This window comes from Ruminococcus sp. YE71 (assembly GCF_900119155.1).
Taxonomy (GTDB): Bacteria; Bacillota; Clostridia; order Oscillospirales; family Ruminococcaceae; genus YE71.
Genome location: NZ_FPIR01000002.1, coordinates 25539 through 50255 on the forward strand (window position 1 = coordinate 25539; position 24717 = coordinate 50255).

General features: G+C 50.4%; 15 protein-coding genes. 5 read left to right on the plus strand and 10 right to left on the minus strand.

The annotated features are described in order from the left end of the window. Positions 1 to 189: 189 nt before the first annotated feature. From BT142_RS01895 to BT142_RS01910, 4 genes are all read right to left on the minus strand, one after another. Positions 190 to 2529, minus strand: a complete 2340-nt coding sequence (locus BT142_RS01895) for a diguanylate cyclase (protein WP_072416517.1) — start codon at positions 2527 to 2529, stop codon at positions 190 to 192. 25 nt (positions 2530 to 2554) lie between these two features. Further along, the gene (locus tag BT142_RS01900; protein WP_072416518.1) at positions 2555 to 5149 is read right to left on the minus strand and encodes an EAL domain-containing protein; all 2595 of its coding nucleotides are present in this window, start codon (positions 5147 to 5149) and stop codon (positions 2555 to 2557) included. Between the two features lie 208 nt (positions 5150 to 5357). After that, a complete protein-coding gene (locus BT142_RS01905; RefSeq protein WP_072416519.1) occupies positions 5358 to 6425 on the minus strand; it encodes a branched-chain amino acid aminotransferase in 1068 nt (355 codons plus the stop codon). A 409-nt stretch (positions 6426 to 6834) separates the two neighbouring features. Beyond that, a complete protein-coding gene (locus BT142_RS01910; protein ID WP_072416520.1) occupies positions 6835 to 8916 on the minus strand; it encodes an elongation factor G in 2082 nt (693 codons plus the stop codon). A gap of 362 nt (positions 8917 to 9278) precedes the next feature. On the opposite strand from BT142_RS01910, the gene BT142_RS01915 reads away from it, so the two are divergent. Then, complete coding sequence (locus BT142_RS01915; RefSeq protein WP_072416521.1) at positions 9279 to 9449, plus strand: DUF362 domain-containing protein; 171 nt, start codon at positions 9279 to 9281, stop codon at positions 9447 to 9449. Positions 9450 to 9953: 504 nt separating this feature from the next. On the opposite strand, the gene nadE is transcribed toward BT142_RS01915, so the two are convergent. From nadE to BT142_RS01935, 4 genes are all read right to left on the minus strand, one after another. After that, complete coding sequence (gene nadE / locus BT142_RS01920) at positions 9954 to 10709, minus strand: NAD(+) synthase (RefSeq protein ID WP_072416745.1); 756 nt, start codon at positions 10707 to 10709, stop codon at positions 9954 to 9956. A gap of 17 nt (positions 10710 to 10726) precedes the next feature. Then, positions 10727 to 11587 carry a YdcF family protein gene (locus BT142_RS01925; RefSeq protein ID WP_175444871.1) on the minus strand — a complete coding sequence of 287 codons (861 nt, stop codon included), beginning with the start codon at positions 11585 to 11587 and terminating at the stop codon, positions 10727 to 10729. Continuing rightward, complete coding sequence (locus tag BT142_RS01930; protein ID WP_072416523.1) at positions 11566 to 12066, minus strand: GNAT family N-acetyltransferase; 501 nt, start codon at positions 12064 to 12066, stop codon at positions 11566 to 11568. The genes BT142_RS01925 and BT142_RS01930 overlap by 22 nt, the downstream gene beginning before the upstream one ends. Positions 12067 to 12170: 104 nt before the next feature. Then, positions 12171 to 14381 (minus strand): substrate-binding domain-containing protein, encoded by a 2211-nt coding sequence (locus BT142_RS01935; RefSeq protein WP_072416524.1) that lies wholly within the window; start codon positions 14379 to 14381, stop codon positions 12171 to 12173. 374 nt (positions 14382 to 14755) lie between these two features. Here BT142_RS01935 and BT142_RS01940 point away from each other — a divergent pair, with 374 nt between their 5' ends. Next, positions 14756 to 18625: an endo-1,4-beta-xylanase gene (locus BT142_RS01940; protein WP_242940021.1), complete on the plus strand. Its 3870-nt coding sequence runs from the start codon at positions 14756 to 14758 to the stop codon at positions 18623 to 18625. Positions 18626 to 18989: 364 nt separating this feature from the next. Here BT142_RS01940 and BT142_RS01945 read toward each other — a convergent pair whose 3' ends face one another. Beyond that, entirely contained in the window at positions 18990 to 20021 is a 1032-nt protein-coding gene (locus tag BT142_RS01945) for a tyrosine-type recombinase/integrase (protein WP_084659278.1), read from the minus strand. 85 nt (positions 20022 to 20106) lie between these two features. Continuing rightward, positions 20107 to 20343: a hypothetical protein gene (locus BT142_RS19370; protein WP_072416526.1), complete on the minus strand. Its 237-nt coding sequence runs from the start codon at positions 20341 to 20343 to the stop codon at positions 20107 to 20109. An 879-nt stretch (positions 20344 to 21222) separates the two neighbouring features. Here BT142_RS19370 and BT142_RS01955 point away from each other — a divergent pair. The 3 genes from BT142_RS01955 (at position 21223) to BT142_RS01965 (ending at position 24568) form a co-directional block, all read left to right on the plus strand. Then, positions 21223 to 22755, plus strand: coding sequence for an EAL domain-containing protein (locus BT142_RS01955; RefSeq protein ID WP_072416527.1), 1533 nt, complete (start codon positions 21223 to 21225; stop codon positions 22753 to 22755). A gap of 17 nt (positions 22756 to 22772) precedes the next feature. Further along, positions 22773 to 23837: a GGDEF domain-containing protein gene (locus tag BT142_RS01960; RefSeq protein ID WP_072416528.1), complete on the plus strand. Its 1065-nt coding sequence runs from the start codon at positions 22773 to 22775 to the stop codon at positions 23835 to 23837. Positions 23838 to 24145: 308 nt separating this feature from the next. After that, positions 24146 to 24568 (plus strand): WYL domain-containing protein, encoded by a 423-nt coding sequence (locus tag BT142_RS01965; protein ID WP_278277290.1) that lies wholly within the window; start codon positions 24146 to 24148, stop codon positions 24566 to 24568. Positions 24569 to 24717 lie beyond the last annotated feature (149 nt).

Consider the following 24717-nt stretch of genomic DNA (forward strand, 5'->3'; position numbering starts at 1 on the left):
CATTTCAAAAATAAAAGGCGGGGAAAAATCCCCCACCCTAAATAAGATGTTATCTCTTGAAACGGTGATAGTCTATCTTCCAAACCCCAACAAACTTCCGACATAATAAAAGTTTTAGGAAGGGGGTCTGGGGGAGAACCCTTTTTCAAAAGGGTTTCCCCCAGTCAAAGTCTGCACTCTCCCCACGGCTCACATCTCCGCCTTTACGATAGTTTTTTTCTTGCGTTTTTGTTCGTACAGGAGGGAGTCCGCGTGGGAGAGGAGTTCGCCTATTTCCACTGTGTCGGTGCAGTTGAAGGGGTAGATACCGACGCTGGTGTGGATTATGTACGGTTTGTCGGCGCACATTTCCTCGTTGTACCTTGCGGAGATAGTCTCGATATGTTCGCGGATGTTAGGCAGTTCCACGGGTTTAGCGAAGAAAGTGCAGACCACGAACTCGTCGCCGCCTATCCTGCCCACTATCTCGTCCTTGAACGACCTTTTAAGGATCTCCGCCGCGGAGCGAATAGCGAAGTCGCCTTCTTCGTGACCGAACCTGTCGTTGATTATTTTCAGGCTGTCGAGGTCGGCGAATATCATCACGGCGTAGGGGTGGTCGCCCACGAGCCATTCATCGTTGAGCTTGTGTCTCAGTTCCTCGAAGAAGCCGCGTCTGTTGAAGCAGCCCGTCAGCTCGTCGGTCTTTGAGATGTCGCTCAGCAGCTGATTGTTCTCGCGTATCTCGATAAGGCTCTGCTGGAGCATCTTCTGCGTGCGAGCCTGAGCCTTCATCATGGTGATTATCCTGAGCGCGGCGCAGAGCTGCACCGTCACCGAAGTGATATAGTTGAAATACTCGTGCTCTATCTCGCACATGAGCAGACCGTAGTGTTCCTCGTTGGAGAACAGCGGCGTAACTATCATAGTATACCGCCTGTCGTTGGGCAGATACTTGTTCGAGAAGAGTTCCTCGGGTGCGACAGCCTGTTCTTCGGGCGGCAGCAGCACCGAGTCGCCAAGATTGTGGTAGCTTTTCAGGTACAGCTTTTCGGGCAGCCTGAAAGTGTCGTTCTTTCTGTTGACGATAGCGGGCTCGTAGCTGAACAGATAGCTGGAGGTCATGTGAACTCTAAGCAGCTTATCCACAACGCTCCTGTAAGCCTCGTCGTCGTAAGCCTCGAACACCAGCATATCCCTCGTTATCGAGTTGGTCAGCCAGGTCATGAAGTAGTTGTCTTCGAGCTTGTTCTTGCAGTAAGCGGCGTTGCGCTCGGAGATGACCTTGTATATCTGGATGAACATCCTGTTTATCACGAGCTGTTCATCGCGGTCGAGGTTCACCGAGGAATATTTCCCGTGGATGTACTCTATCACCGCGAACAGGTCATCTATCGACACGAACTTGAAGAACCCGTCCCCCATCAGCGTGTACAGGTCGGAAACGATGTCCTCTCTGAACTTCTTGCTTCTCAGCTCCGTCTTGTTCATGTAGTCGTCTATCATGAACAGGAACTTGCGGAACTGTTCCTTTAGCCTGTGGGTCTCGTCGCTGGAGCGGTATCTGTCCATCAGGAATTCGCAGACCTCATCCGCAAACTCCTCGCGGCTGCCCGTGCTGCTGTCGCGGAAAGAAAGCGAACCGAGCCGAGCGTTGCGGGTGCATCCGCAGGAATTGCGCACCACCATCGAAGACTGTATGGTGTCGTTCTCCAGCTTGCCGTTGTTGATGTAGTTGAGCGCTTCCAGCACCGCGTTGTATCCGAGCTCTGCGGCGTCGCTCTTGACGGTGGTCAGATGCGGCATCATCTCTTCGCAGATGGTGTCGTTGTCGAAGCCTGTCACTGCGATGTCGATGCCGGGTCTCAGCCCTCTCTCTTCCAGTACCTGATACGCCGCCAGCGCCATCTGGTCGTTGGCGCATACGATAGCGTCAAGGTCGGGGCAGCGGTCGAGCAGCTCGTTCACCTGCGGCACCACATACTTCGAGAAGTTGCCGAACACCACCCGCTCGGGCAGGAACTCCACCCCGTGCTTTTTCAGCGTGTCCTTGAACACTTCAAGACGCTCGTTGGCGTCGTCGCTGGTGTCGGGACCGCTTACGAAACCGAGTTTTCGGCAGCCGTGAGCGTCGATAAGATGCTCGATGACCTGCACGAGTCCCGTCTTGTTGTCCACGCTTATGCAGGGATAACCGTCCACCTGCGAAGTGATGGTGATGACGGGTATGCCGTCGTACCGTTTCAGGAACTCCGCCCTGCGCTGCTTGTTCAGGTGACTGCCGATGGTGCCGATAAGGACGAGCAGAACGTCGAACTTGTTGCGCACGGGCAGGTCGAACAGCGTGTTGTACTGATATTCAAATTCGGTTCGCAGCTTATCGGCGTAGACCCCGTCGATATAGCGCCCCGGGAAAATAACGAGGTCAACATCCGACTGTGCGGCAGCTATCATAGCACCTTCGCAAACCGCGTCGTCGAATTCGTCCTCAAGGTGGCTTATAAGCAGCCCCACACGGGGTCTGCGCCTCGGATTTTTATTGTTTGTCATGTGTCTTGCTCCCCGATCATTTGTATCACTCGTTCATCCTTATGTCCTTGATAATGCGGTCTAAGCTGACGTTGCCGTGTGCGCTGCCGATGTCGAAGCCGTTTCCCGTGCGGAACGCCAGATGAATCTCGCTCTCGCTCACGTTTATGTCGCCGCCGCCGTTCCTGTCGCCGATGCCCGTGACCTCGCCGCCCTCGGAGTAGAGGGTGATCTTCGTATGTGCGAAGCTGCAATTCGCCTCGGCGCCGTTCGAGCCGATGTTCAGTATAGCCTTGCCCCTCATCACGGTGTCTATCTCCAGCGAGCGCAGATCAATGTCCGCCCTTCCGCCGCTGAGCGAGCCGATGCCGCAAAGATTGCTGCCCGCGCTCTCACAGTTCACCGAAGCGTTCGCGATGCCTATGACAGCATTTCCCGAGATGGAACCGATGCAGGTGCTTGAAGCCGCCGCGATGTTCACCCCGAAGGAACAGCTGTCGATAAACAGGTCAGCGTCGCCGCCGATAGAGCCGATGCCCGTGCAGATGCCGCCCGAACAGTTCACGTCTATGCAGCCGCTGCCTATCCGCACGAAGGCTTTCTTTCCGCCGCCGATGCCGATGCAGCGCTCACCGTTTGTGCTTATGGTAAGGTCGATGGTGTCGATGTATATCTCGCCTGCGCTCTTTTCCGAGTCGTTGCCGATGCCGAAGCAGTCGTGCGCCTCAGGGTCGATGCACAGCGACCCCGAACCACTCAGCGTCAGCACCGTCCCCTCGGGAACGAGTATGCCGCCGAGCCTCAGCAGGTTGTTGCCCTCGCATATGAGGGTGAGCCTGCTGCCCTCGCTCAGTTCGATGGCAGGCACATCCGAATCCGATTCTATTGAGACCTCGTGCAGCGTGAGCGTACACTCCGCGTTCTCGCGTATGGTTATCGGCATCTTGAACAGCTGGTCGGTCACACCCGTGAGCGTCACCGAGCCGCTGCCGATGGATATCTCGGTGTATTTCCCGAGAGCCAGTTCCATCAGCGACAGTTTTTCGCCGTCCTCGACCTTTCGTGTCTTCTGTATCTTTCCTGCCGCCTCAAGATTGATGCGGACGATGTCGTCCTTCACGCTCTCCGCGACCTCGTTGACGAACACGGGCTTCGGGCGCGATACCCAGTAGCCCTGCAACAAATCGATGCCGAGGAAGATCACGGCACGCACTTCCTCAAAGGTCTCGACCCCCTCGGCGAGTGCCAGATATCCGCAGGAGTGGCAGAAATCTATTATTCCCTTAACGAGCGTCTGAACGCTCGGCTTTCTGTCTATGTTTTCGATAAGCGCCCTGTCTATCTTAACGTACTCGGGGGCGTAGCGCACAAGGTTCGTGCTGTTCGCGTAGCCCGTCCCGAAGTCGTCGATAGCCATCTGCATATTCCGTTCCTTTATCCTCGAACGGATGGTCGCCAGCTGGTTGTCGTCTATCTCGTTGTGCTCGGTGAGCTCGATGACGGTCTTTTCGAGCAGCTCGCCGTACTTTGCGGCTATCTTCAGGTAGTCCTCATCATTGAGTATATGCGAAGTCACCGAATTGATGAACAGCTTTCTCCCCTCGAAGAAGCCCTGATTCTCGCTGAGCGCCTGCAAGGTGTTGTTCAGCGTCGCCAGCTCGATGTCGTAGAGCCTGTCGTAGCGCTCAGCCAGCTCCAGCACCCTCAGCGGCCCGAAACCGATGGTCGGGTCAGTCCTCATCAGCGCCTCGTAAGCGAATATCTCGCCCGTCACGGCGTTGACTATCGGCTGGAAGTGGTACGTGAACAGATCCTGATCCAGCAGGCGTGAGAAGCGCCGCAGGTCGCCGTAGTCCGACTTCTGACGTTCGTACTCCTCGGGGTCGAACAGTTCGAGACTGCCCTTGCCCTTTGCCGCAGCGTCGAACAGCGCAAAGGACGCGCTGTGCATACGGTGAACAGCAGCCCCCTCGCCGCAGCAGATACCCGCGCTGAAAGTCATGTGGTGGTTCTCGCTTATGACACTGCCTGTCCTGTCAGTAAGAGCGCACTTTTCCACCGCCGTCCTGAGCCTTTCGGCTTCCGCGATGGGGTCGCCCTCAAAGGACGGGATGTACACCCAGTAGTCGTAATTCGAGTGCGAAGCTATCATGGCATCCGGGGGCAGACAGGCGAAAAGCGCGTTGAGAGCGCTGTAAACGCAGTAGAAAAGCTCCCTCGGGTTCGTGTCAGCACCGTCGAGATGCAGGATCATTACCAGCGAACCGCCTTTTGAAGCGTCGATGGCACGCACTATCTCCGCCTGAGTGGACAGCAGGAAATTTCCCTGATCCAGCTCGCTGTGAGAAGCGTTGAGCCATACCGCGCCTGCCGTGAGGTCATCCTCATCCACGTCGCAGTAATCGAGCATGATGGGCGATCTGCTCTCGGCGTATTCCTCGGTGCGTTCGAGCGCCAGAGAAAGCTCGTCATAGGTCGGGACATCGCTGAAACCGAGGATGCGCATAGCATTTTTGTGTATGCAGACCTCATGCGTATCGTGTGTCATGAGAAAAATGCCCATGTCGAACGAAGCGTCCGAGAGCTTCTCCCATACTTTTCCAAAGTATTTTCTGCGCAGGTCGTCAGTTATTCTGCTCATAGTCAGTCCCTCATTTCAATAGGCGATGGCTGGTGTTATACATTCATTATAACAAAAAACAGAGTAAAAGTCAATAGATTATGTATAGTTTGTTATTTAAACTAAATATACCCATCTCCCTGAAAAGCCGCACTTCTGCATCCTTTTTTACAGCAAGCAAAAACGCCGAAGGCTCATTGAGCCCCCGGCGGAGTTGTATCTGTACAGATCAGATCTTAACGATCCAGTTGTACTCGTCAGCAATCTTGCCCCACTGGATGCCTGTCATGGTGTCATACAGCATCTGCGAAACGGGTCCGATCTTGTTGTCGTTGATGGTCATGATCTTGTCGCCCCACTTGAGGTGTCCTACAGGCGAGATAACAGCAGCAGTACCCGTACCGAATACCTCGTTCAGCTTGCCCTCGTCGTAAGCCTTAGCAACCTCATCGATGGTGATGCGTCTCTCGGAGACCTTCATGCCCTTCTTGCGGCAGATCTCAAGTGCCGACTTTCTGGTGATGCCGGGCAGTACCGAACCTGTCAGCTCGGGAGTTACTACCTCGCCGTCGATAACGAACATGATGTTCATGGAGCCGACTTCCTCGATGTACTTCTGCTCAACGCCGTCCAGCCAGAGAACCTGCTCGTAGTCCTGATCGTGAGCTTCCTGCTGACCCTTCAGAGAGATAGCGTAGTTAGCCGCAGTCTTGGCAAAGCCTGTACCGCCGCGAACCGCTCTTACATACTGCTTCTCAACATAGATCTTAACAGGGTTGAGACCTGTGGAGTAGTAAGCACCCGAGGGTGAGAGGATGATGATGAACATATAGTGATCCGCAGGGCGAACGCCTACATACGGGTCGGTAGCGATGATGAACGGTCTGATGTAGAGCGAAGCACCTTCGGTATGAGGAACCCACTCCTCCTCCATCTTAACGAGGGTCTTGAGAGCGTAGAGACAGTCCTCGATGTTCAGCTCGGGGATGACCATACGGTCAGCCGAAACGTTCATTCTCTTGAAGTTCTCGTCGGGACGGAACAGCTGAACGCTTCCGTCAGCAGTACGGTAAGCCTTGAGACCCTCAAAGATCTCCTGACCGTAGTGCAGGCACATAGCCGCAGGAGAGAGCGAGATCTCGCCGTAGGGAACGATGCGTGCGTCGTGCCAGCCGAGACCGGTATCGTAGTTCATGATGAACATATGATCGGTAAAGATGTGACCAAAGCCGAGTTTAGTCTCGTCGGTGGGTTTTGCCTTAGGTGTTGCAGTACGTTCGATCCTGATGTCTAACATACAAAAGTCCTTCTTTCTGAAATCATTATAGTACAGCAGTAAAGCTATTAAAGTCTATTATACACCCTTTGAAAGAAAATTTCAATAGCGTACACAAAATTTTAATAATTTTTTTGCAAGATTTTCCTCCCGAACTTGCAAAAACCCGCACTTACCCCGAAAAAATCCAGTCAGAAAACCAACGTCTGCGTAAAATGTCAAATATCATATTGCATTTTTGTGTAAAATGCGGCATGAACATTCCCTAAAAAAAGACCACATCTCATAAAATGTCGAGAGCCTGTCTTCCCAACCAAATCCAAATGACGACAATATCAAAAGTCTTTGGAAAGGCGGGTTTCCCCCCGGAAAGACCCGCACTCATTCCCCGTAAAAAAACACCCCCGACGAGCGTGTCGGGGGTGGGGGGTTATTCAGTCTTAGCCGAAGCGATAACTGCGGTTACGAGGTTGGCGGGGAGCTGGTCGTAGCGTGCCACTTCGAGGTCGAAGCTGCCCTGACCCTGGGTCATCTGACGGAGAGTGAGGGTGAAGTCGTTCATCTCCGCGATGGGCACCTCAGCGGTAACGTCGGTCATGCCCTTCTCGGTCTCGGAGGGGATCATGCCCATAACTCTGCCGCGGCGCTTGTTTATCTCGCCGATAACGTCGCCCGTCTTGTCGTCGGGAACCGATACAGTCAGATTGCCAACAGGCTCAAGAAGCATCGGCTCAGCCTTCGGGATACCGTCCTTGAACGCGATGGAAGCCGCGGTCTTGAACGCCATTTCCGACGAGTCAACATCGTGATACGAACCGTCCACGAGCACAGCCTTTACGCCTACAACAGGATAGCCTGCCAGGACACCGTGCTGAACGCACTCCTGCAAGCCCTTTTCAACAGCAGGGAAGAAGTTCTTCGGAACAGCGCCGCCGACAACTCTGGTCTCGAATATCAGTTCGTCGGTGATGCAGGGCTCGAACTCGATCCATACGTCGCCGTACTGACCGTGACCGCCCGACTGCTTCTTGTGCTTGCCCTGTACCTTGACCTTCTTGCGGATGGTCTCCTTGTATGCGATCTTCGGAACGCTGGTCACAACGTCAACGCCGAAGTCTCTCTTCAGCTTTCCGATGACCGAATCAAGATGCAGACCGCCCAGCGTCGAAAGTATCATCTCAAGAGTGCCGGGATCCTGCTCGTATCTGAGCGACATATCCTCTTCAAGCACTCTTGCGATCGCGCCCGAGATCTTGCTCTCGTCCTTCTGAGCCGCGGCTCTTACAGCCACTCTGTAGGTCGGCTTCGGGAAGGTCGGTCTCTCGAAGGAAACGACTCTCGAAGCGTCGCAGAGGGTGTCGCCCGTGTTAGCCGACAGCTTTACAGCCGCGCAGATGTCGCCGCATCCCACTTCGTTCGTCTCGATCTGCTTCTTGCCCACGAGGAAGTACAGCTTGCCGATCTTCTCGGAAGCGCCCGTAGCCGCATTCACGACCTCGGTATTGCTCTTGAGCACGCCCGACTGCACCCTGATGTAGCTCATCTTGCCAACGAAGGGGTCGGCAACGGTCTTGAACACGCTTGCCGCCAGAGGAGCGTCGGGTTCGCAGGCGATCTCAACGATCTCGCCCTTGCCGTCTGTAGCGGGCTTGTCTTCCTTCTCGGCAGGCGCAGGCAGAAGAAGAGTGATCTCCTTCATGAGCATATCTATGCCTTCGAGAGTAGCCGCCGCCACGCAGGTAACAGGTGTGATGACGCCCTGATTCAGACCCTTGTGGATGCCGTCAACCAGCTCCTTCTGGGTGAAGCTCTCGCCCGAGAAGAACTTCTCCATCAGCTCTTCGTCGCTCTCGGCAACAGCCTCGGAGATAGCCTCGATAAGACCGTCGATACGGTACTCCATCTTGTCGCTGACCTCAGCTGTGGGCATATCGGTCTCGACAGCCTTGCCGTCCTCGTACTTGTAAGCCTTCATCTCGATGAGGTTCACATACGAAACGATCTTGTGGTTCGCAACAACAGGGAACACAACAGGGCACACAGTAGGACCGAACTCGGTCTTGAGCTGTGTCAGCACGTTGTTGAAGTTCGCGTTCTCGTCATCGAGCTTTGTAACAACGAACATGGTGGGCTTGCCCATCTTCTTCGCGTAGTTGTAAGCCTTGTGAGTGCCGACCTTGACGCCCGACTTGCCCGAAACGGTTATCATGCAGCAGCCGCAGGCGGAGATACCCTCGACCATCGACTGTTCGTAGTCGATCAGACCCGGTGTGTCAAGCAGATTTACTTTCAGATCGTCCTTCTCGTAGCAGGAAAGGGAAGTATATACCGAGCACTTGCGCGCGATCTCTTCTGCGGTGTAGTCCGAAACGGTATTGCCGTCGAGTACCTTGCCGAAGCGGTCGGTCACACCTGCGCTGTAAAGCAGAGCCTCGGTGAGTGTGGTCTTGCCCGAGCCTGCGTGACCCGCAATTGCAATATTTTTGATCTTGGTGTTGTCGTAGCTTTTCAAAACAGTTCGCTCCTTACTTGAAAAAAATGTGATTTACAGTCTCCTTATATATCTTCGGTAAATAGTTATTTTGCCTAAAAACAGTCAACCGTATGAATCTATTATATAATATTTTTACTCATTTGTCAAGCAGTATTTTACAAAAAAACTGCCGAAATATGAAAAAACTGTGCGAAATAGACAATAATCCCACTCCCGTTTTCACATCGGAATAATATAGGATGGACTTTTGTGAAAAATTCGTGTCAGTCAGATTAAAATAATGTTACATTTTGCCGCTTGCTCTTGACTTAAAACGGATTTCTGATATAATTTATTATAGAGGGACAAAAGTCTCTACTATTCCGAGGAGGTATTTCACAATGGCTTATAAGATTTCCGACGATTGCATCAGCTGCGGCGCTTGCGCTGACGCTTGCCCCGTTTCCGCTATTTCCGAGGGTGACGGCAAGTACGTTATCGACGCTTCCGCTTGCATCGACTGCGGTTCCTGCGAGGGCACATGTCCTGTAGGCGCTCCCAAGGCTGAGTAATTCTGTCCTAAGGGCAAACGACCAAAGCAAAAAAGAAACTCCGCTGTTTTCGGACGGCGGAGTTTTTCTTTTTTACCTGCGGGTTTTACTGGGGGAAACCCGCCTTAGCTACGCACGGCTAGAAGAAAGGTTCTCCCCCTTGCCGTGCGAAGCTAAGGCGGCCCCCTTTCCAAAGACTTTTAATATGTTGGCAGGGGGATGTGTTCGGGAAGATATACTCTCACCATTTTATAAGAGACCATCTGACAAATACCGCATATGAAGCGTTAACCACTATCGAACGTCTTTTTGGCAAGGAACAGACAATATTGCAGAAGAATTGCAATATTTCCGACCTACGCAAAATTAGGAAGAAACTTCCAAAAGTCAAAAAGTATTAAAAATTTTAGGAAAGGGGTTTGGGGGAGAACCCTTTTTTAAAAGGGTTTCCCCCAATAGAGCTCACATAAAATGGGGCAAAAGCAAAGGGCGGGATAAAGTCACCCGCCCTTCGGAATGTGTTTTTTACTTGTTCGGGTCGTACTCGAACTTCGGCATGAGTCTCAGCTTGTGCAGGTTCAGAACGTGCATCCTGTCTATCCTCGCCTTTGTCTCGGGCTTGTCCGAAAGGTCTGTCTCGCCGCGGATGTAGCGGTCGAGCTCTGCGTATGTGAAGCCGAGGTTCTCCTCGTCCGTCTTTCCGCAGAGACCGTCGATAGGCACCTTGTGCGTCAGCTCATAGGGCAGACCCAGCGCGTCGCCGATGGCGATGACCTCTGTAACGGTCAGGTCGGACAGGGGGCTCACATCGCCTGCGCTGTCGCCGAACTTCGTCGAATAGCCTACCCAGTCCTCAGACATATTGCAGGTGTTGATGACACGTCCGCCGACGCACGCCGCCACCGCGTAAACGGTCGCCATGCGTATCCTTGCAGGGGTGTTGACCCTCGCCTGTTCGCTGACTTCGACCGACTTGCCTATCTCACCCAGCAGCGCCGAAATGGGGCTGCCCACGTTTATCTCGTAGCTCTTGATACCGAGGTGCGAGACCAGCAGCCTGCTGCAATCGATGTCCGCCTGTTCGCCCTGAGGCATCAGCACGCCGATGACCCTGTCCTTGCCCAGCGCCGCAGCGCAGACCGCCGCCGCCACCGAGCTGTCCTTGCCGCCCGAGATGCCGAGCACCGCCTTCGTATCGGGAGAAGCGGTCTCCTCGAAATACTTCCGCACCCACTCGATGAGCTGCGTCTTTACAGCTTCAACATCAAACTTCTTGCTCATGTTAAACACGACCTTTCTCATTTTCCGAAAATGATATGATTGAACTCCATCACAGTTTCCCACATTACATTCGTACAGTAAGTTGTCGGCTCGGCTTTCGCAGGCAGCCGCATCACGTAGCTGAAGCCTGCTTCCCCTGCGAGCCGTGCGGCTCTTCTCATGTGATAGCTGCTGCTCACGATGACCACGGGCTGCGAAGGGTCGGTGAGAGCCGCCGCGTTCACGAAGTTTTCCCTCGTGTCCGCCGCCTTGTCCTCGGTCAGCACCCTGTCGCCGTCGATGCCCTTTTCGGTCAGCAGCTGTTTCATGATATCCGCTTCCGTGCGCTCACCGTCGGCGGCGTTGCCGCCCGTCACGATGACCCTGCACGATGGATGCTTTTTCGCGTATTCGGCAGCCTTGTCCACCCTTGCGATGAGGTCGGCGTTCGGCTTCCCGTTTTCGAGAGCCATCCCGAGGACGATGATATTGTCCGCCTCACCCTCGGTATCCACAAGACCGCTGACAGCCGTCATCCCCGCGATGGTCAGCACAGCCGCCGTCAGCAGCGCCAGCGCCGTCCGCACCACGATGCCGAAGACCTTCACGGGCGTGAACTTTGCCGCCGTGAAAAATCCCGTCCTCACGTCCGCCGCCAGCACTATCATTATCCCGAAGATGACCGCCATATATCCCAGCGCCGTCCGATACCCGTCCGCCGCCGCGACGCATCCTATCCTATACAGCATATCCGCCGTGACGAACACCGCGAGATACACCGTCATCAATATAAGCAAGTTTCCGACCGCCGCCCGAAAGCGCCCTATCCTGCGCCTTTTCCTCGGCGGTCTGTTCATCTGCCGCGAACCGTTGCGGTTCACAGCTCCATCTCTATGCAACGCCATTTCTCTCCCATCACACTGAAATACTCTTCCTCATCCGACGCGGTTTCCCGAAAACCTGCCGCAAGGTAACACCTCATAGCCGCAGGATTGTTCTCGAACACGCCGAGGGTCACCCTTCGCGCCCCGAGAAACTCTCTCGCGTACCTGACAGCGAGCCCCAGCATCTCTTTCCCGAGCCCTCTGCCCCGAAGCCTGTCATCCACGATGACGAACCCGAGCCGCACGGTGGTCTTCTCCTCGTCGGTGTACCGCAGTATCAGATGACCCACCACGCCCGACTCGTCGAAAGCGGTCATGGGGAAGAAGGTGTCGCAGTCATCGAACTGCCTGTAGTGAGCCGCCATGTCCTCGCCCGTGATGGGGTAGTCCTCATATCTGTCCGCGCACCATTTCCTGAACGCGGTCTCGTCGCCGACCCACGAAACGATGGTATCGGCGTCGCAGGTTTTGAACGGTCTCAGCCTCAGCATCATGCACCTCCGAAGTATCCGTCTGCGTCGTCTACGCAGTCTGAGCATCAATTATATATAGTATACTACACACGGCGGAAGATGTCAAGCCGACTTGCAAACGCCCCTCAGAACAGGTTGTTTCGGTAGCTGTTCGGGGTGACGCCCGTCGTCTGTCGGAACTGCCGCATGAAATATTTCTCGTCCGTGTAGCCGCATTTGAACGAGACCGCCGAGATACCGATGTTGGTGGTCAGCAGGAGATATTTCGCCATGGCGATGCGGCTCATTATCAGATCCTGATGGAAGCTGATCCCGAAAATGTCCTTGTACGTGGCGCGGAAATGCCCGTAGCTCAGGTGGAAATCGCGGCAGGTCATCTGCGCGTCCCACTCCTTCCCGGGGTCGCGGTACATGGAGTTCCTGACTTGCAGATAATCCTTATAGTATGCGTGGTGCCGCTCTTCCGAGAGCTGTTTGATCTTCATGTTGATGTCCTCGCTCAGGGCGGCGATGCACTCGTTGATGTTCCTGTCCGCCGACACCTCGCCCCGTGCCATGAAGAGCGTGTCGAGCCCCCTCTCCTGAATGTAGAGCGGCGAATGTGAGATGATGATCTCCAGCTTATCCATGATGAGCGGCACCTTCTCCTCCGTGAACTTGCTTGAAGCCGCCACGATGTACTGCTTGTCCGACAGCTTTCCGCAGAAACCGCCGATGCTCCCTGCGATTTGGTTCAGGCATTCCGCGATCTCCATATCCAGCCTTACCGAGAGATTCTTCTTGTCGATGCGGCTGTCGTCCGAGTAGATGCCCGTGCGTATCATTATAACAGGTATCTTTCCGTCCTCGCCGAGCTTTTTGCAGGCGTTGACAAGCTCGCTGGTGAAGCCCTGCTTATTGTAGAGCCCCGTAGCCGTGTCGTGGAACTCCGACAGATTGCTGCACTCAAGGAGCGTGTTGATGTCGTTTTTCATGCGGAGCACCTGCAAGGCGTTGACGGTTATCTTCAGCCATTCTATCATGACCGAATCGTAGGTGTCGGGAGTGGTGTACTGGAAAATGAAGTGCCCGAACTCCTTGCCCTCCGAAAACAGCGGCGTGAAAAACAGGAACTTCTTGTCCCCCGCCCCGGGAAGCTCGGCAGGGAAGAGCTTCCCCCTTGTAAAGAACGCAGGCTCGTCGGAGCCCTTTTCGGGGCTGATAACACGGTAGCAGATCATCGGCTCGTTGTTCGAGAACTCGTTCACCGAAGACTTCTGTGAGCGTGTACACCAGTCCTCGTGCAGACAGAGGTATATCCCCGAAACGTTCCTTATCAGGTATGAGAATTCCTGTAACGTGTGTATGTAGTCGGAGATGGAACGGCTGGTGACAGACTGCTGTTCAAAATTACCGCAGAAGTTCATATCGTTATACGCCTTCGTCTGCTGTATCTCCAGCAGTTCCTCGCGGAGATATTTTTTCTCCACCCCGCACGAGCAGGTGTCGCCCGTTATCATGTACCCCGAAGTGTCGATATCCTGCATCGGCGCCCCCGTGAGCTTCGAGTAGATCAGCGCCACTGCCTTTGCCCCGATAGCCATGCGGTTGCGCTGGTAGGTGGTCAGTATGGGGGAGTGGTATATCCTCTCGCCGATATGTTCATATCCGATGACGGTGAGGTCGTCGGGCGGAGTCAGATCGTTGTTGAACAGCTTGTCCAGAAGCCCGAAAGCCATGTAGTCGTTGGCGCATATCACAGCCTGCGGAAGTCTGCGCTTTCCGCTGATGTAATCCTCCGCCAGCTTCTCACCCGAGTTGTTCCAGAAGTTTCCGAAGATCACGTTCTTCTCCCCGAAGGGCAGCCCCCTTTCCTCCATGATCTCCCTGACCCCGTCCACTCGCAGATGGGAAGTCTCGTAGGCTTCGTAGCCCGTTATGATGTCGATATCCCTGATGCCGTGTACGTCGGTGAGGTGACGGGCGATGCACCTGAAATCCCTCTTCACATCCGTGTTGATGCAGGTGAAGCCCTCATCCTTCGCGTCGGCGACGACGATGGGAATGTTCAGCTCCCTGATATGGTCGTGGATGCTGTCGATAAGGTCGGGGTAGATGAGCGACTCGTAAGCAAGTATCAGCCCGTCAAGACGCTCGGAATGTACCAGCTCGTAGATCTTGTTCTCCACCTCAACGTCTGCAAAATACTCCGCGAAGTTGTAGACGTTTGAAAATACAGCGATGTCAATGCCCAGCTCATCGGCTTTTGAAAGTATGCCTTTGAGCAGCTGCCGCTGTTCACTCTGGGACGCTCGTGCGGTTATCACTCCGATGAGCGGACGATGGTCAGTATTCATGATTAACTCCTTCAATAGCTGATCGGTTCACTGTGGTAGCATAACACCGTCAGAAAGTACACTTTGCGATCAAATAAAACGGCTCCGAATGCCGAATAGGCACGAGAGATCAAAATTACCGATGGTTATGTCACTTTCAAATCGATCCCCCAATTAATATTATAACATATTATTCATAAAATTCAATAGCAAATCTGCATTTTTTTCACCAAATCTGCAAATCGTAGGTTGAAATGCACATCTGTGTTGTTGTACAATATAGTTAGAAATAATAACTATATGTTGCTATAGTTTATTTATTTTTTCAAACGTCAGTCAAAATTTAAGATCTTTAAGGAGATGATCGGCTTATTATGAAAAAGCACAAGAAATTGATGGCATTTCTGGTAGCGCTCAGCTGCTTCGGAAGTATTGCAACAGCATTCCCGCAGTTTACCGCACCTGTATATGCCCAGGAGGTCGTTTACGACAGCTTCGAGCTCAACTATGACGGCTGGCACGGCACGGATACCTCTATCGAACTTACTGCTGATGACAACGGCGGTTTCGGCGATACCAGAGGTATGAAGGTAACAGGTCGTACTTCCACAAAGGACGGCGCTGCTTCTTCCAAGGGACTTTACCTCTTCGGCGGCGTAAAGTACAACTACTCGATGCAGGTATTCAGCGAGAAGGACGCTAAGTTCAAGCTCACCCTGAAGTACATCGACGAAGAGACCAAGGAAGAGACCATCGTTACCCTTTCCGAAAAGAAGGTAAAGGGCGGAAAGTGGACAGAGCTCTCCGCAGACTACAAGGCACCCGAAGGTACCTATGAGTATGAGCTGACACTTACCAACGACCTGACCGACGACTTCGTTTTCGATGATGTCAGAGTAACTACCGACCGCTCTACAGCAGTTGCAGACGCTGCTTCCACTAACTTAGGTCTGAAGGATGAGTTTGCAAACTACTTCCGTGTAGGTAACATCTTCAACGGCGGTACCATCAACAACTCCGCTATCCAGGGCATCATTCTCAAGGATCACAACGCAGTTGAGTGCGAGAATGAGACAAAGCCTTACGCTACCATCGTTCAGAATGGTTCTACTGATACCAACGTCAAGGTAACTCTCAACAGCTGTGCAGCTATACTTGACTTCTGTGCAAAGAACAATATCGCTTTCCGCGGTCATACATTCGTATGGCACAGCCAGACCCCTGAGTGGTTCTTCAAGCAGGGCTTCAACAATAACAACGGATATGTAAATTCGTCTGTTATGGATCAGCGTATGGAAAGCTACATCAAGAATATGTTCAATGCTTACGCTACTCAGTATCCGTCTGTAAACCTTTATGCTTATGACGTGTGCAACGAGGTCATCTACGATGGAACAGCCAAGACCGGCGGTCTCAGACCTACAAACAATACTGAGGGTCGTGACGGTTCTTCCGCATGGGTAAGAGTTTACGGCAACAACTCCTTCGTTGAAAAGGCATTCACCTACGCAAAAAGATATGCTCCTAAGGGATGCAAGCTCTACTACAACGATTACAACGAGTTTGCATACGATAAGAAAGAGTGCATAAAGAATACTATCCTCATCCCGCTCCATAATAAGGGACTTCTCGATGGTATGGGTATGCAGTCTCATATCGACTGCAGCACCGGTCAGTGGGATTGGGGCAACACCCAGTCTTACCTCGATGCAATGGATGATTACCTCAGCCTCGGCATCGACGTTCAGGTAACTGAGCTTGATATCTCCCGTGACGGCGGAAAATACACCGACCAGCAGCAGGCTGAGAAGTATAAGGCTATATTCAAGCACTGCAAGGAAGTCAACGAGAGCGGCAAGTACAAGGGCAAGGTAACTCTTGTTCAGGTATGGGGTCCTAACGACAATAACTCGTGGGTAGGCACGAACAGTGCCGGTAAGCCCAACTATCCGCTTCTTTATGATGGAAACAATCAGCCTAAGACCGCATATAACTATATAACCTCGATCATTGATCCTACGCTCTGGGGCAACGGCTCGGATGTCAACCCCGGCGGAAATGAGGATGAGCCCAACGACTTCGGCTGGTACTTCAACTACGGATTTGAGAACGGTACTGATGTATTCTCCGGCAGAGGTGCTGCAAAGATTTCTTCGAGTACTGATACCGCATTCGTCGGCAGCCACTCGCTTTATGTAACCAACAGAGAGAGCGCATGGAACGGTGCTTTGATGAAGCTTAGCAGCACATTCAAGGCTGGACAGGAGTACAGCTTCAGCGCTATCGTATCCTACCTCGACGGCCCCGAGACCGATACCTTCCACTTCACTCTCCAGTATGACGGTTCCGACGGCAAGACCTATTACGACAAGATCGACACCAAGGTGGTACCGAGAGGCTCCTGGGTACAGCTTGCAAACATGAACTACAAGCTCCCTGAGGGTGCGACCAATATGCAGATCTACGTTGAGACTGACAGCTCCACTACCTCGTTCTACATCGACGAAGTTATCGGCGCTGTAGCAGGCACAGGCATCCTCGGACCTGACCCTGTTGAGATCCCCGTAGGCGACGATGTTCTGCTGGGCGATGTTGACGGCGACGGCCAGATCACTATCAGCGACGCTGTTCTCGCTAAGAAGAGCATCAGCGGCGGCCTCGATGACGCAAGAGCCAAGAAGGCAGCTGACGTTGACAGAAGCGGCAAGATCGACAACGATGACGTTGATCTTATCACCAAGTATGTCGTAAACGCGATCACCGAATTCCCCGTAGCTGCAAAGCAGATCGATGTATCGGCTATGGAAGCTAAATTCAAGAACGTAAAGAACGGCATCACCTATAAGTATGACGGCGAGAACAATCCTCTCTCGACTGTACGTTTCGGTGCAGACCCGGGCTGGATGGTCTACGACGGCAGACTCTACATCTACACCACCAACGACGCTTTCGAGACCAGAAACGACGGTCAGTATCAGGTAAACACCTACAACTCGGGCACCATCAACTGCCTCTCTACCGCAGATATGGTAAACTGGACAGACCACGGTGCTATCCCGATAGCTAAGCAGAACGGCAGAACTCAGAACGGCTGCTGCTCGTGGGCAAGCGCTGCATGGGCTCCCGATGCCTGCTGGAAGATGATAAACGGCAAGCCTAAGTTCTTCCTCTACTTCGCAAACAGCGGCGGCGGAATCGGCGTTGTAACCGCTGACAGCCCCACAGGTCCCTGGACTGATCCGCTGGGTCATGCACTTCTTTCCCACAACTCTCCCAACTGCTCGAACGTTGAATGGATGTTCGACCCGGGCGTTTACTACGATGAGAACACCGACGAAGCATACCTCTTCTTCGGCGGCGGACGCAAGAACGGTGTCCCTGCAAGCGATCCCGGCACAGGCCGTGTCGTAAAGCTCGGCAAGGATATGATCTCGCTTGACGGCACCCCCGTTTCGATGAAGACTCCTTACCTCTTTGAAGACTCCAGCGTTATCAAGATCGGCGATACCTGGTACTATTCTTACTGCTCTAACTGGAACGTAGGAAACCAGACGATCAACGGCGTTAACTTCGGAAATGCTGACATCCTCTACATGACCTCCAAGACTCCTCTCGACCCCAACTCGTGGACTCTTGCAGGCAACGTATTCAAGAACACATTCACACAGAAGATAGACAACGGCGGTAACAACCACCACTCTATCATCTCCTTCAAGGGCAAGTACTATGTTGCTTACCACAGCCGTCAGTACGCTATCCGCAAGATCAAGGCTGAAGGCATCAAGATCTACGACGATAAGGGTCAGCTTTCCGCAGACGGTAACTATCGTTCGACCCAGATCAATGAGTGCAGCTTCAACAACGGCAAGCTCTCCTGCAACGGCGACATGAAGGGCTGCTCTCAGCTCGAGAGCCTTAACCCCTACACCACCGTTCAGGCAGAGACAATGTCCAACCAGTCTGACGATGTTGTAGTAAACGGCGTTGGCAACACCACAGTTTCCATGAAGTCGGGCAGCTGGCTCAAGGTAAGCGGCGTAAACTTCAGCAAGGGCGCTAACAACATCACCATCAAGGGCAAGGGCAACGGCACCGTTATCAAGGTCTGCACAGGCAGCCCCTCGGGCACTGTGATCGGCTATGTTGAGCTGAACGGTACCATGAGCGAAAACACTGTTGCTACCATTTCTTCCGTAAGCGGTCAGAAGGATCTCTACTTCGTAGCAAGCGGCAACGCAGAGCTCGACAGCTGGAGCATCGGCTGATCTCCGAAAGATCAATAGCTGAATAAGCAATAACAAAGCGACTGTCATCACGGCAGTCGCTTTTTTTGTGTGTGACTGCTTAAAAAAGATCATGCAGCCAACAGTTATGATTTTTCGGGAAGAGGAGCGGTTAAAGTTATTTAATGAATAAAGAATAATGAATAATGAATAATACAGAAACGCCCCCATATAATAATTATCCATTCTTCTTTGTTTGTTATTCGCTATAAAAGACGCCCCTCAGCGATAAACCGAGGGGCGTTTCTGGCGGAGAAGGAGGGATTCGAAGCATTCTGTCAGCTTAAAAACGCCCTGTTTTCCGCACAAATCGAGTTTCATGTGGAATAATATGTGGAATAAATACTTATAAACCAAGTAAGTTATTAAAATAGTTATCGATTTTTGTGTCAACCGCTTTTCGCTCTTCGGAGAAGGTATGTTGATACACAGATTTGAGAGTATGATTTGTAGCCCAACCGCCACGCTCCATAGCGTACTTATCGGGAACACCGAGCATTAACATCACGCTTGCGTTCAAGTGTCTGAGGTCATGAAAATTCATACTCAAACCATAAAGAGCAAGCTGCTTTTTAAAATGTCTGCATAGTGTCTGATAGTCCATATCTACAATGAAATCGGTGTCATTATCATGCTTGACCTTACCTATCAGCCCTTGAATATATGACGGTATAGTCAGCTGTCGGGTAGAATAGAAGGTCTTGTTATTCTCTCTGATTGTGTCTTTGCTGTTGAGACATATTCTGCTTCTGCAAACGGTAACAACATTGTTGTCAATATCTCTGAACTGCAAGCCCCTGACTTCACTGACACGGAGCGAGAGCCATATTGAAAGCATACAAGGCAACTCGACATCTGAACCTTTTATAGCTTTGATGACCTGTTCAGCAGTCGGCAGCTTTTTGATTTTACGCTTCTTTGCGGGGAGCGTGACAGATAAATCCAATTTGACACCATACATTCTGCAAGCGGCTACTATGAGATTCTTTGCTTCGTTGATAGACTTCCATTCAACATTACGAGCGTCCTCATTGATAGCGAACTGCATATTGATACTGTTGACCTCTGTGATATCAAGCAGCATAATACTCGGCAGACGATTCCTGCGAACCGTTTTATATCCTCTGATAGTTGAAGGTGCTAAGACATTCTCCTTGCTTGCTATGTAGCTGTCTATTGCTTCTCCGACAGTAATTGTCAGTTTCTTGTCATTTCTGCTTTCCAAATATTCCGCAGCTTGTCTCTCGACCTCCCAACGAGTAGCAGCGGTAAATGACTTTCTGATCTTCTTGCCGTTCTTATCATACCCAACAAACACTTTAACGTTCCAGTTGCCCGAGGGTAATTTAACAGCCTTCGCCATAGTTTTCTTTGACATAGTATACACTCCTTAAAAATGGTGCATACTCATATATCTGATATGATTATACACCATTTTTCAGTATTTGTAAATAACTAAAATCTTAAATCTTCGTCAAATCTTCCATTAACACCCCAGAACAATCTAAGAAACGCTGTATTCTCTGTAAAGTAAGTGTTGAAGGGTCTTTATCGTAGGAATACAAAGTACGCTCAGTCACATCTAAGGCTTCAGCGAGTTGAGCATTTGTCAGACTGTTGATATACTGAAATCTTCGTATATTACCCCAAATCAGCCTAGCGGTATTATAACCACTAGATTTACTCTTGTTTTTAGTCATAACACCACCTCACAAACATAACTGTACGCTTCTCGAGTGTAAAAACTATCGTCCAACTTCTACCGCACCAAAGTCTTTCTGTAAACGCTCTAAGGTCTCCGCACGTTCAATTATATCATCAGCACCTCGGTACTCATTTGCAGGCATAGAGTAACTCTTATACTCGCCGTCTGAAATATAATGATATACTATCTTCTCGAAACGCCTTATAAACTGCTTAAAGGTATCTCTGCTGCGCCTTGTTTCGTCAACCATGTTATAATAGACACGTTCTGGCGGTAATATCGAACAGATTATAACAGATGTCCACAAAGCATAAACGTTCTGATAGCGACAATGGGCATTTCTTTCGGACATTCTGCTTTGCAGCTACAGATCACACCATTATATCTTTATTTGCTAAAGTTTCAAGCGTAGAAACAGCGGCTCCGAGTTTGGAGAGTATCCTTTCCCGGAGCCGCTCTTTTGTTATACTGCTCGTTTTTCATCTCGCTCATATGCTCGGTATACAGGCAGTCAAAAGCTGCATTCTATAATAAATCACAGTCGTTGATTTGGGATGTGTACTTACTTTTCGTGTGGTGGAGATGTGATTAGGCAGACATAGATCGTGTTTAGGATCAAAAATTTACCGGGGAAAAGTGGATAACGAACAGAAAAGTCTTGAAAAACAAGATAATTTGTGATATAATATCAATAATCATAAGAATAAGAGAAGAGTCGTAAACATATTGACAAAAAATTTAACACAGTTCGGCAATTATCTTTTCCCTCAAAAGTACTTCTAAAAGAAAAAGATGATATAGAGTTATAACCACACACTGTGCTGCGCATATAAGGTGTAATAGCATATAGTTTATAATCAAGAGGTGATATAGAATGGATTTTGTGAACAGATTTGAAGACGCCCTCAACAAAGGTTATATAAAAACATACTTCCAGCCATTGACAAGGACTATCACCGGAAAAGTCTGCGGCGCTGAGGCATTAGCAAGATGGGAAGATCCGCAGCGAGGACTGATACCGCCAGGTGAGTTTATCGGTCTGCTTGAGAAATACAGGCTGATCCACAAGCTTGATCTGGCAATGCTGGAAAATGTCTGTCGATTCTATCGGGAAAACGACTGCAAGGATATGACGTTTTCCATAAACCTTTCAAGAATTGATTTCATTGAAGCAGATATGTTACAGGAGATCACCAAGATACTGTCAAAGTATGATGTTCCCGTCAATACGATCAACCTCGAAATTACAGAAAGCACGATGCTGATAAACAGGGATAACACACTCAGATTGTTTAAACAGCTCAAGGATGCCGGATTCAGTGTGTGGCTTGATGATTTCGGAAGCGGCTACTCATCTCTGAACGTTCTGAAGGATTACCGGTTCGATGTGATGAAGATCGATATGTCTCTGCTGCAGCAATTCGATGAGTGTTCAAGAAAAATAATATCTTCTATCATCAATATGGCTAAGGCACTTGGGATCCACACGCTGTCGGAAGGCGTAGAGACCAAAGAACAGCTTACTTACCTGAGAAGTATCGGCTGTGAGATCGTACAGGGATATTATTTTTCAAAGCCGTTGTGTGAAGCGGATTTTTTAGGTTATCTTGCGCAACATCCATCAGAATCCGCAAGTGAGCGTGACTTTTGGAACGATGCCGGAAAAGTGAATTTTTTAAGCGGTGATCCGCTTATGAGTTCTGGCGATTCAGCAAATTCAAATGAGATGCTCAATACAGCTCCGCTTGCATTAATTGAGTATAATAACGGCGTGATAACTTATCCGTATGTAAATGCGGCGTATATTAAAGAGATATCAAAAATCGGCTATAATTCAGCAAAACAGATCGAACATGATGTTAATGACGAGCAGTATGCATACCGTGATCAATTCATGCGACAGATCAAGACGACTATCCATCGCAGCGGCGTTCAGAGATCGGATAACATCATGAACGGAGTCGTTTACGCGTTCTCTACAAAGCTGTTGGCATCAGCCGGTGAAAGGCATTTGATAGCAACTACGGTCCATGTGATCGAGTCGGAGCGGAGCGATTATCTGATCCTCAAATACAGCCAGTCACTTTATGCGACCTATGACCTTGTAACAGAGATCTCACCGGATAAAGACAATGCAATGCAGATATACTCCAATGCCGGATTCTCCAAAGTTTACGGTAAGGTTTCCCTGCGCAAAGGGATTACCGAATTTGCTGACAATGAGGTGCATCCGGATGATCGTGACAGGTACCTGACATTCTTTGATCTTGCAACACTGAAGGAAAGAGTTGTTCAGTTCATACAGGAGCCGTTCATGGTCCGCATCGGTGATGATTATGCGCTGAAAAATATCCGGATCTCAAAACTGGAGAACGGGAAATATCTTTATACAATACAGTCGTATTGAGACCTGGAGGTGTACATATGAACGAATCAAACAAAAATATTTCCCTGATCGGAAATCTGACACTGTTTTTCGGCGTCTTTTTACTCTTTACAGATGTGTTTTTTCTGATAATGGGTATCATCTATGATATGCCTGTCATCAGGTATGTGATCTATGTAAAGCTCGTCATCAACACCACCAATATTTTCCTGATCCTGAAAAAGCGATATCTGATCTCGACAATGATCATCTACACGGTCATTCTTGGTTTTATGATAACAGGCGTGGTCTGCATGGGGATCAAGCCGGCGTTCCAGCTTTATGCCGTCGGAATGCTTCCCTGTATCAGCTATTTCGGCTATCTTCACAAGAGGATGCTGAAAACCGAATTGACATTTATGCCTTTGATCGCTGTTCATGTCGCTTGCTATATTGCCGTATACGTCTATGCAAGATTTCATGAACCGATCTATGAAGTTCCGCAAAGTGCCATTGATATACACATCATTTTCAATTCTGTAGCCACATTCAGTATCGTGATAATGTTCGTGTATCTGTTCCATAATATAGCGATCAGCTCCGAGGAAAAGCTGGAACGAATGGCGTTGCGTGACAACCTCACGGGATTGTATAACCGCCATTATCTTCTTTCTGTACTGGATCTTATGCAGACTGAAAGTTCTGAGAGTACCGAGAATGAATGGAGTACCGAAAACACAGAAGGTCGCTGGATCGCACTTCTCGATATAGATGATTTCAAAAAGGTCAATGACACATATGGTCACAACTGCGGTGACTATATCCTGCATGAGATCGCGATCCTTGCACAGAAAACCTGTAAGGGTTGCATCGTATGCCGCTGGGGAGGAGAAGAATTTATTATTCTCAGCACACAGAAGAATTCCGGCACAGAGATACTTGAAACACTGCGAAAGAAGATCGCAGACGAGAAGTTCCGGTTTGGAGGCTGCGAAATGAGGATCACAGTAACGGTCGGTGTCAGCCTCTATGATGAGAACCAGACAAATGATATCTGGATATCAAAAGCTGATGAGAAGCTTTACTTCGGTAAAAGCAACGGTAAGAATCAGGTTGTGGTGTAACGCGGAAATATGTTTCTTTTAGTTCGTAACGATGCGGTTTTGTGCTTTCTTTCTGCGGCTCACTTGAAGTGAGCCGTAATTTTTTACCTGTTTTGACTTGATGAAATGGAAGGATTATGGTATAATGGTATGGTACGAAAAACTATATGAACGGAGCAACGATACAGTGAAAAAAATATATGCGTGGGAACCGTGGTTCTTTATCGTGTTTGGTCTGTTTCATCTTCATAGAGTCTGGGCATTGCTTTCCATCTTTGATATCATCATAATCTGACTCAAATAATTTAATCTTACTTTGTTTTAAGATAATATCACCTTTCTATCTTCGGTGCTTTAACGAGGAAACAGGGCAGCTCCGTACCTACCGCATAGACCGTATGAAGAACATCAAGGGCGGCGAGGTCAGCAGCGTTAAGCCCCCGACGGACGAAAAACCGCAGGGCTTTGTAGTCGATGTATTCCCGCCCGAAAGATTCGAGATCGTTACCTTCAAGATAAGGCGATATCTGCTTGATAAAATGATCGAGCAGCTTGGAAACACCGTCAGCTCCCGGGAGGATTTTGATGATCCCGAATACGCGATAGTCCGCGCAAGCTGCGGAATAAACAGGCAATTCTATCTGTGGGTGATGCGCTATGGCGACGGGCTGGAAATAGTCTCGCCGAAGGACATCAGAAAAGGGTTCGCCGAGGAGCTGAAAAAGGTTTCGGACAAGTATTCGGATGTATAAAATTCCATAAGGTGTTTGATGCGCTGGGGAAGATTAAGGCAAATAGAAACGAAAGGTAGATCTATATCCCCGAATACCACCCTTCATGCATATTACAAAAATAATCCCGAAGCCAACCACAAAAGTCAACTTCGGGATTCATTATTTCA

Excerpts from the sequence above, each read along its gene's own strand:
- BT142_RS01895 (WP_072416517.1), bottom strand. The coding sequence starts at position 2,529 with ATGACAAACAATAAAAATCCGAGGCGCAGACCCCGTGTGGGGCTGCTT.
- BT142_RS01900 (WP_072416518.1), bottom strand. The coding sequence starts at position 5,149 with ATGAGCAGAATAACTGACGACCTGCGCAGAAAATACTTTGGAAAAGTA.
- BT142_RS01905 (WP_072416519.1), bottom strand. The coding sequence starts at position 6,425 with ATGTTAGACATCAGGATCGAACGTACTGCAACACCTAAGGCAAAACCC.
- BT142_RS01915 (WP_072416521.1), top strand. The coding sequence starts at position 9,279 with ATGGCTTATAAGATTTCCGACGATTGCATCAGCTGCGGCGCTTGCGCT.
- nadE (WP_072416745.1), bottom strand. The coding sequence starts at position 10,709 with ATGAGCAAGAAGTTTGATGTTGAAGCTGTAAAGACGCAGCTCATCGAG.
- BT142_RS01930 (WP_072416523.1), bottom strand. The coding sequence starts at position 12,066 with ATGATGCTGAGGCTGAGACCGTTCAAAACCTGCGACGCCGATACCATC.
- BT142_RS01935 (WP_072416524.1), bottom strand. The coding sequence starts at position 14,381 with ATGAATACTGACCATCGTCCGCTCATCGGAGTGATAACCGCACGAGCG.
- BT142_RS01940 (WP_242940021.1), top strand. The coding sequence starts at position 14,756 with ATGGCATTTCTGGTAGCGCTCAGCTGCTTCGGAAGTATTGCAACAGCA.
- BT142_RS01945 (WP_084659278.1), bottom strand. The coding sequence starts at position 20,021 with ATGTCAAAGAAAACTATGGCGAAGGCTGTTAAATTACCCTCGGGCAAC.
- BT142_RS19370 (WP_072416526.1), bottom strand. The coding sequence starts at position 20,343 with ATGACTAAAAACAAGAGTAAATCTAGTGGTTATAATACCGCTAGGCTG.
- BT142_RS01955 (WP_072416527.1), top strand. The coding sequence starts at position 21,223 with ATGGATTTTGTGAACAGATTTGAAGACGCCCTCAACAAAGGTTATATA.
- BT142_RS01960 (WP_072416528.1), top strand. The coding sequence starts at position 22,773 with ATGAACGAATCAAACAAAAATATTTCCCTGATCGGAAATCTGACACTG.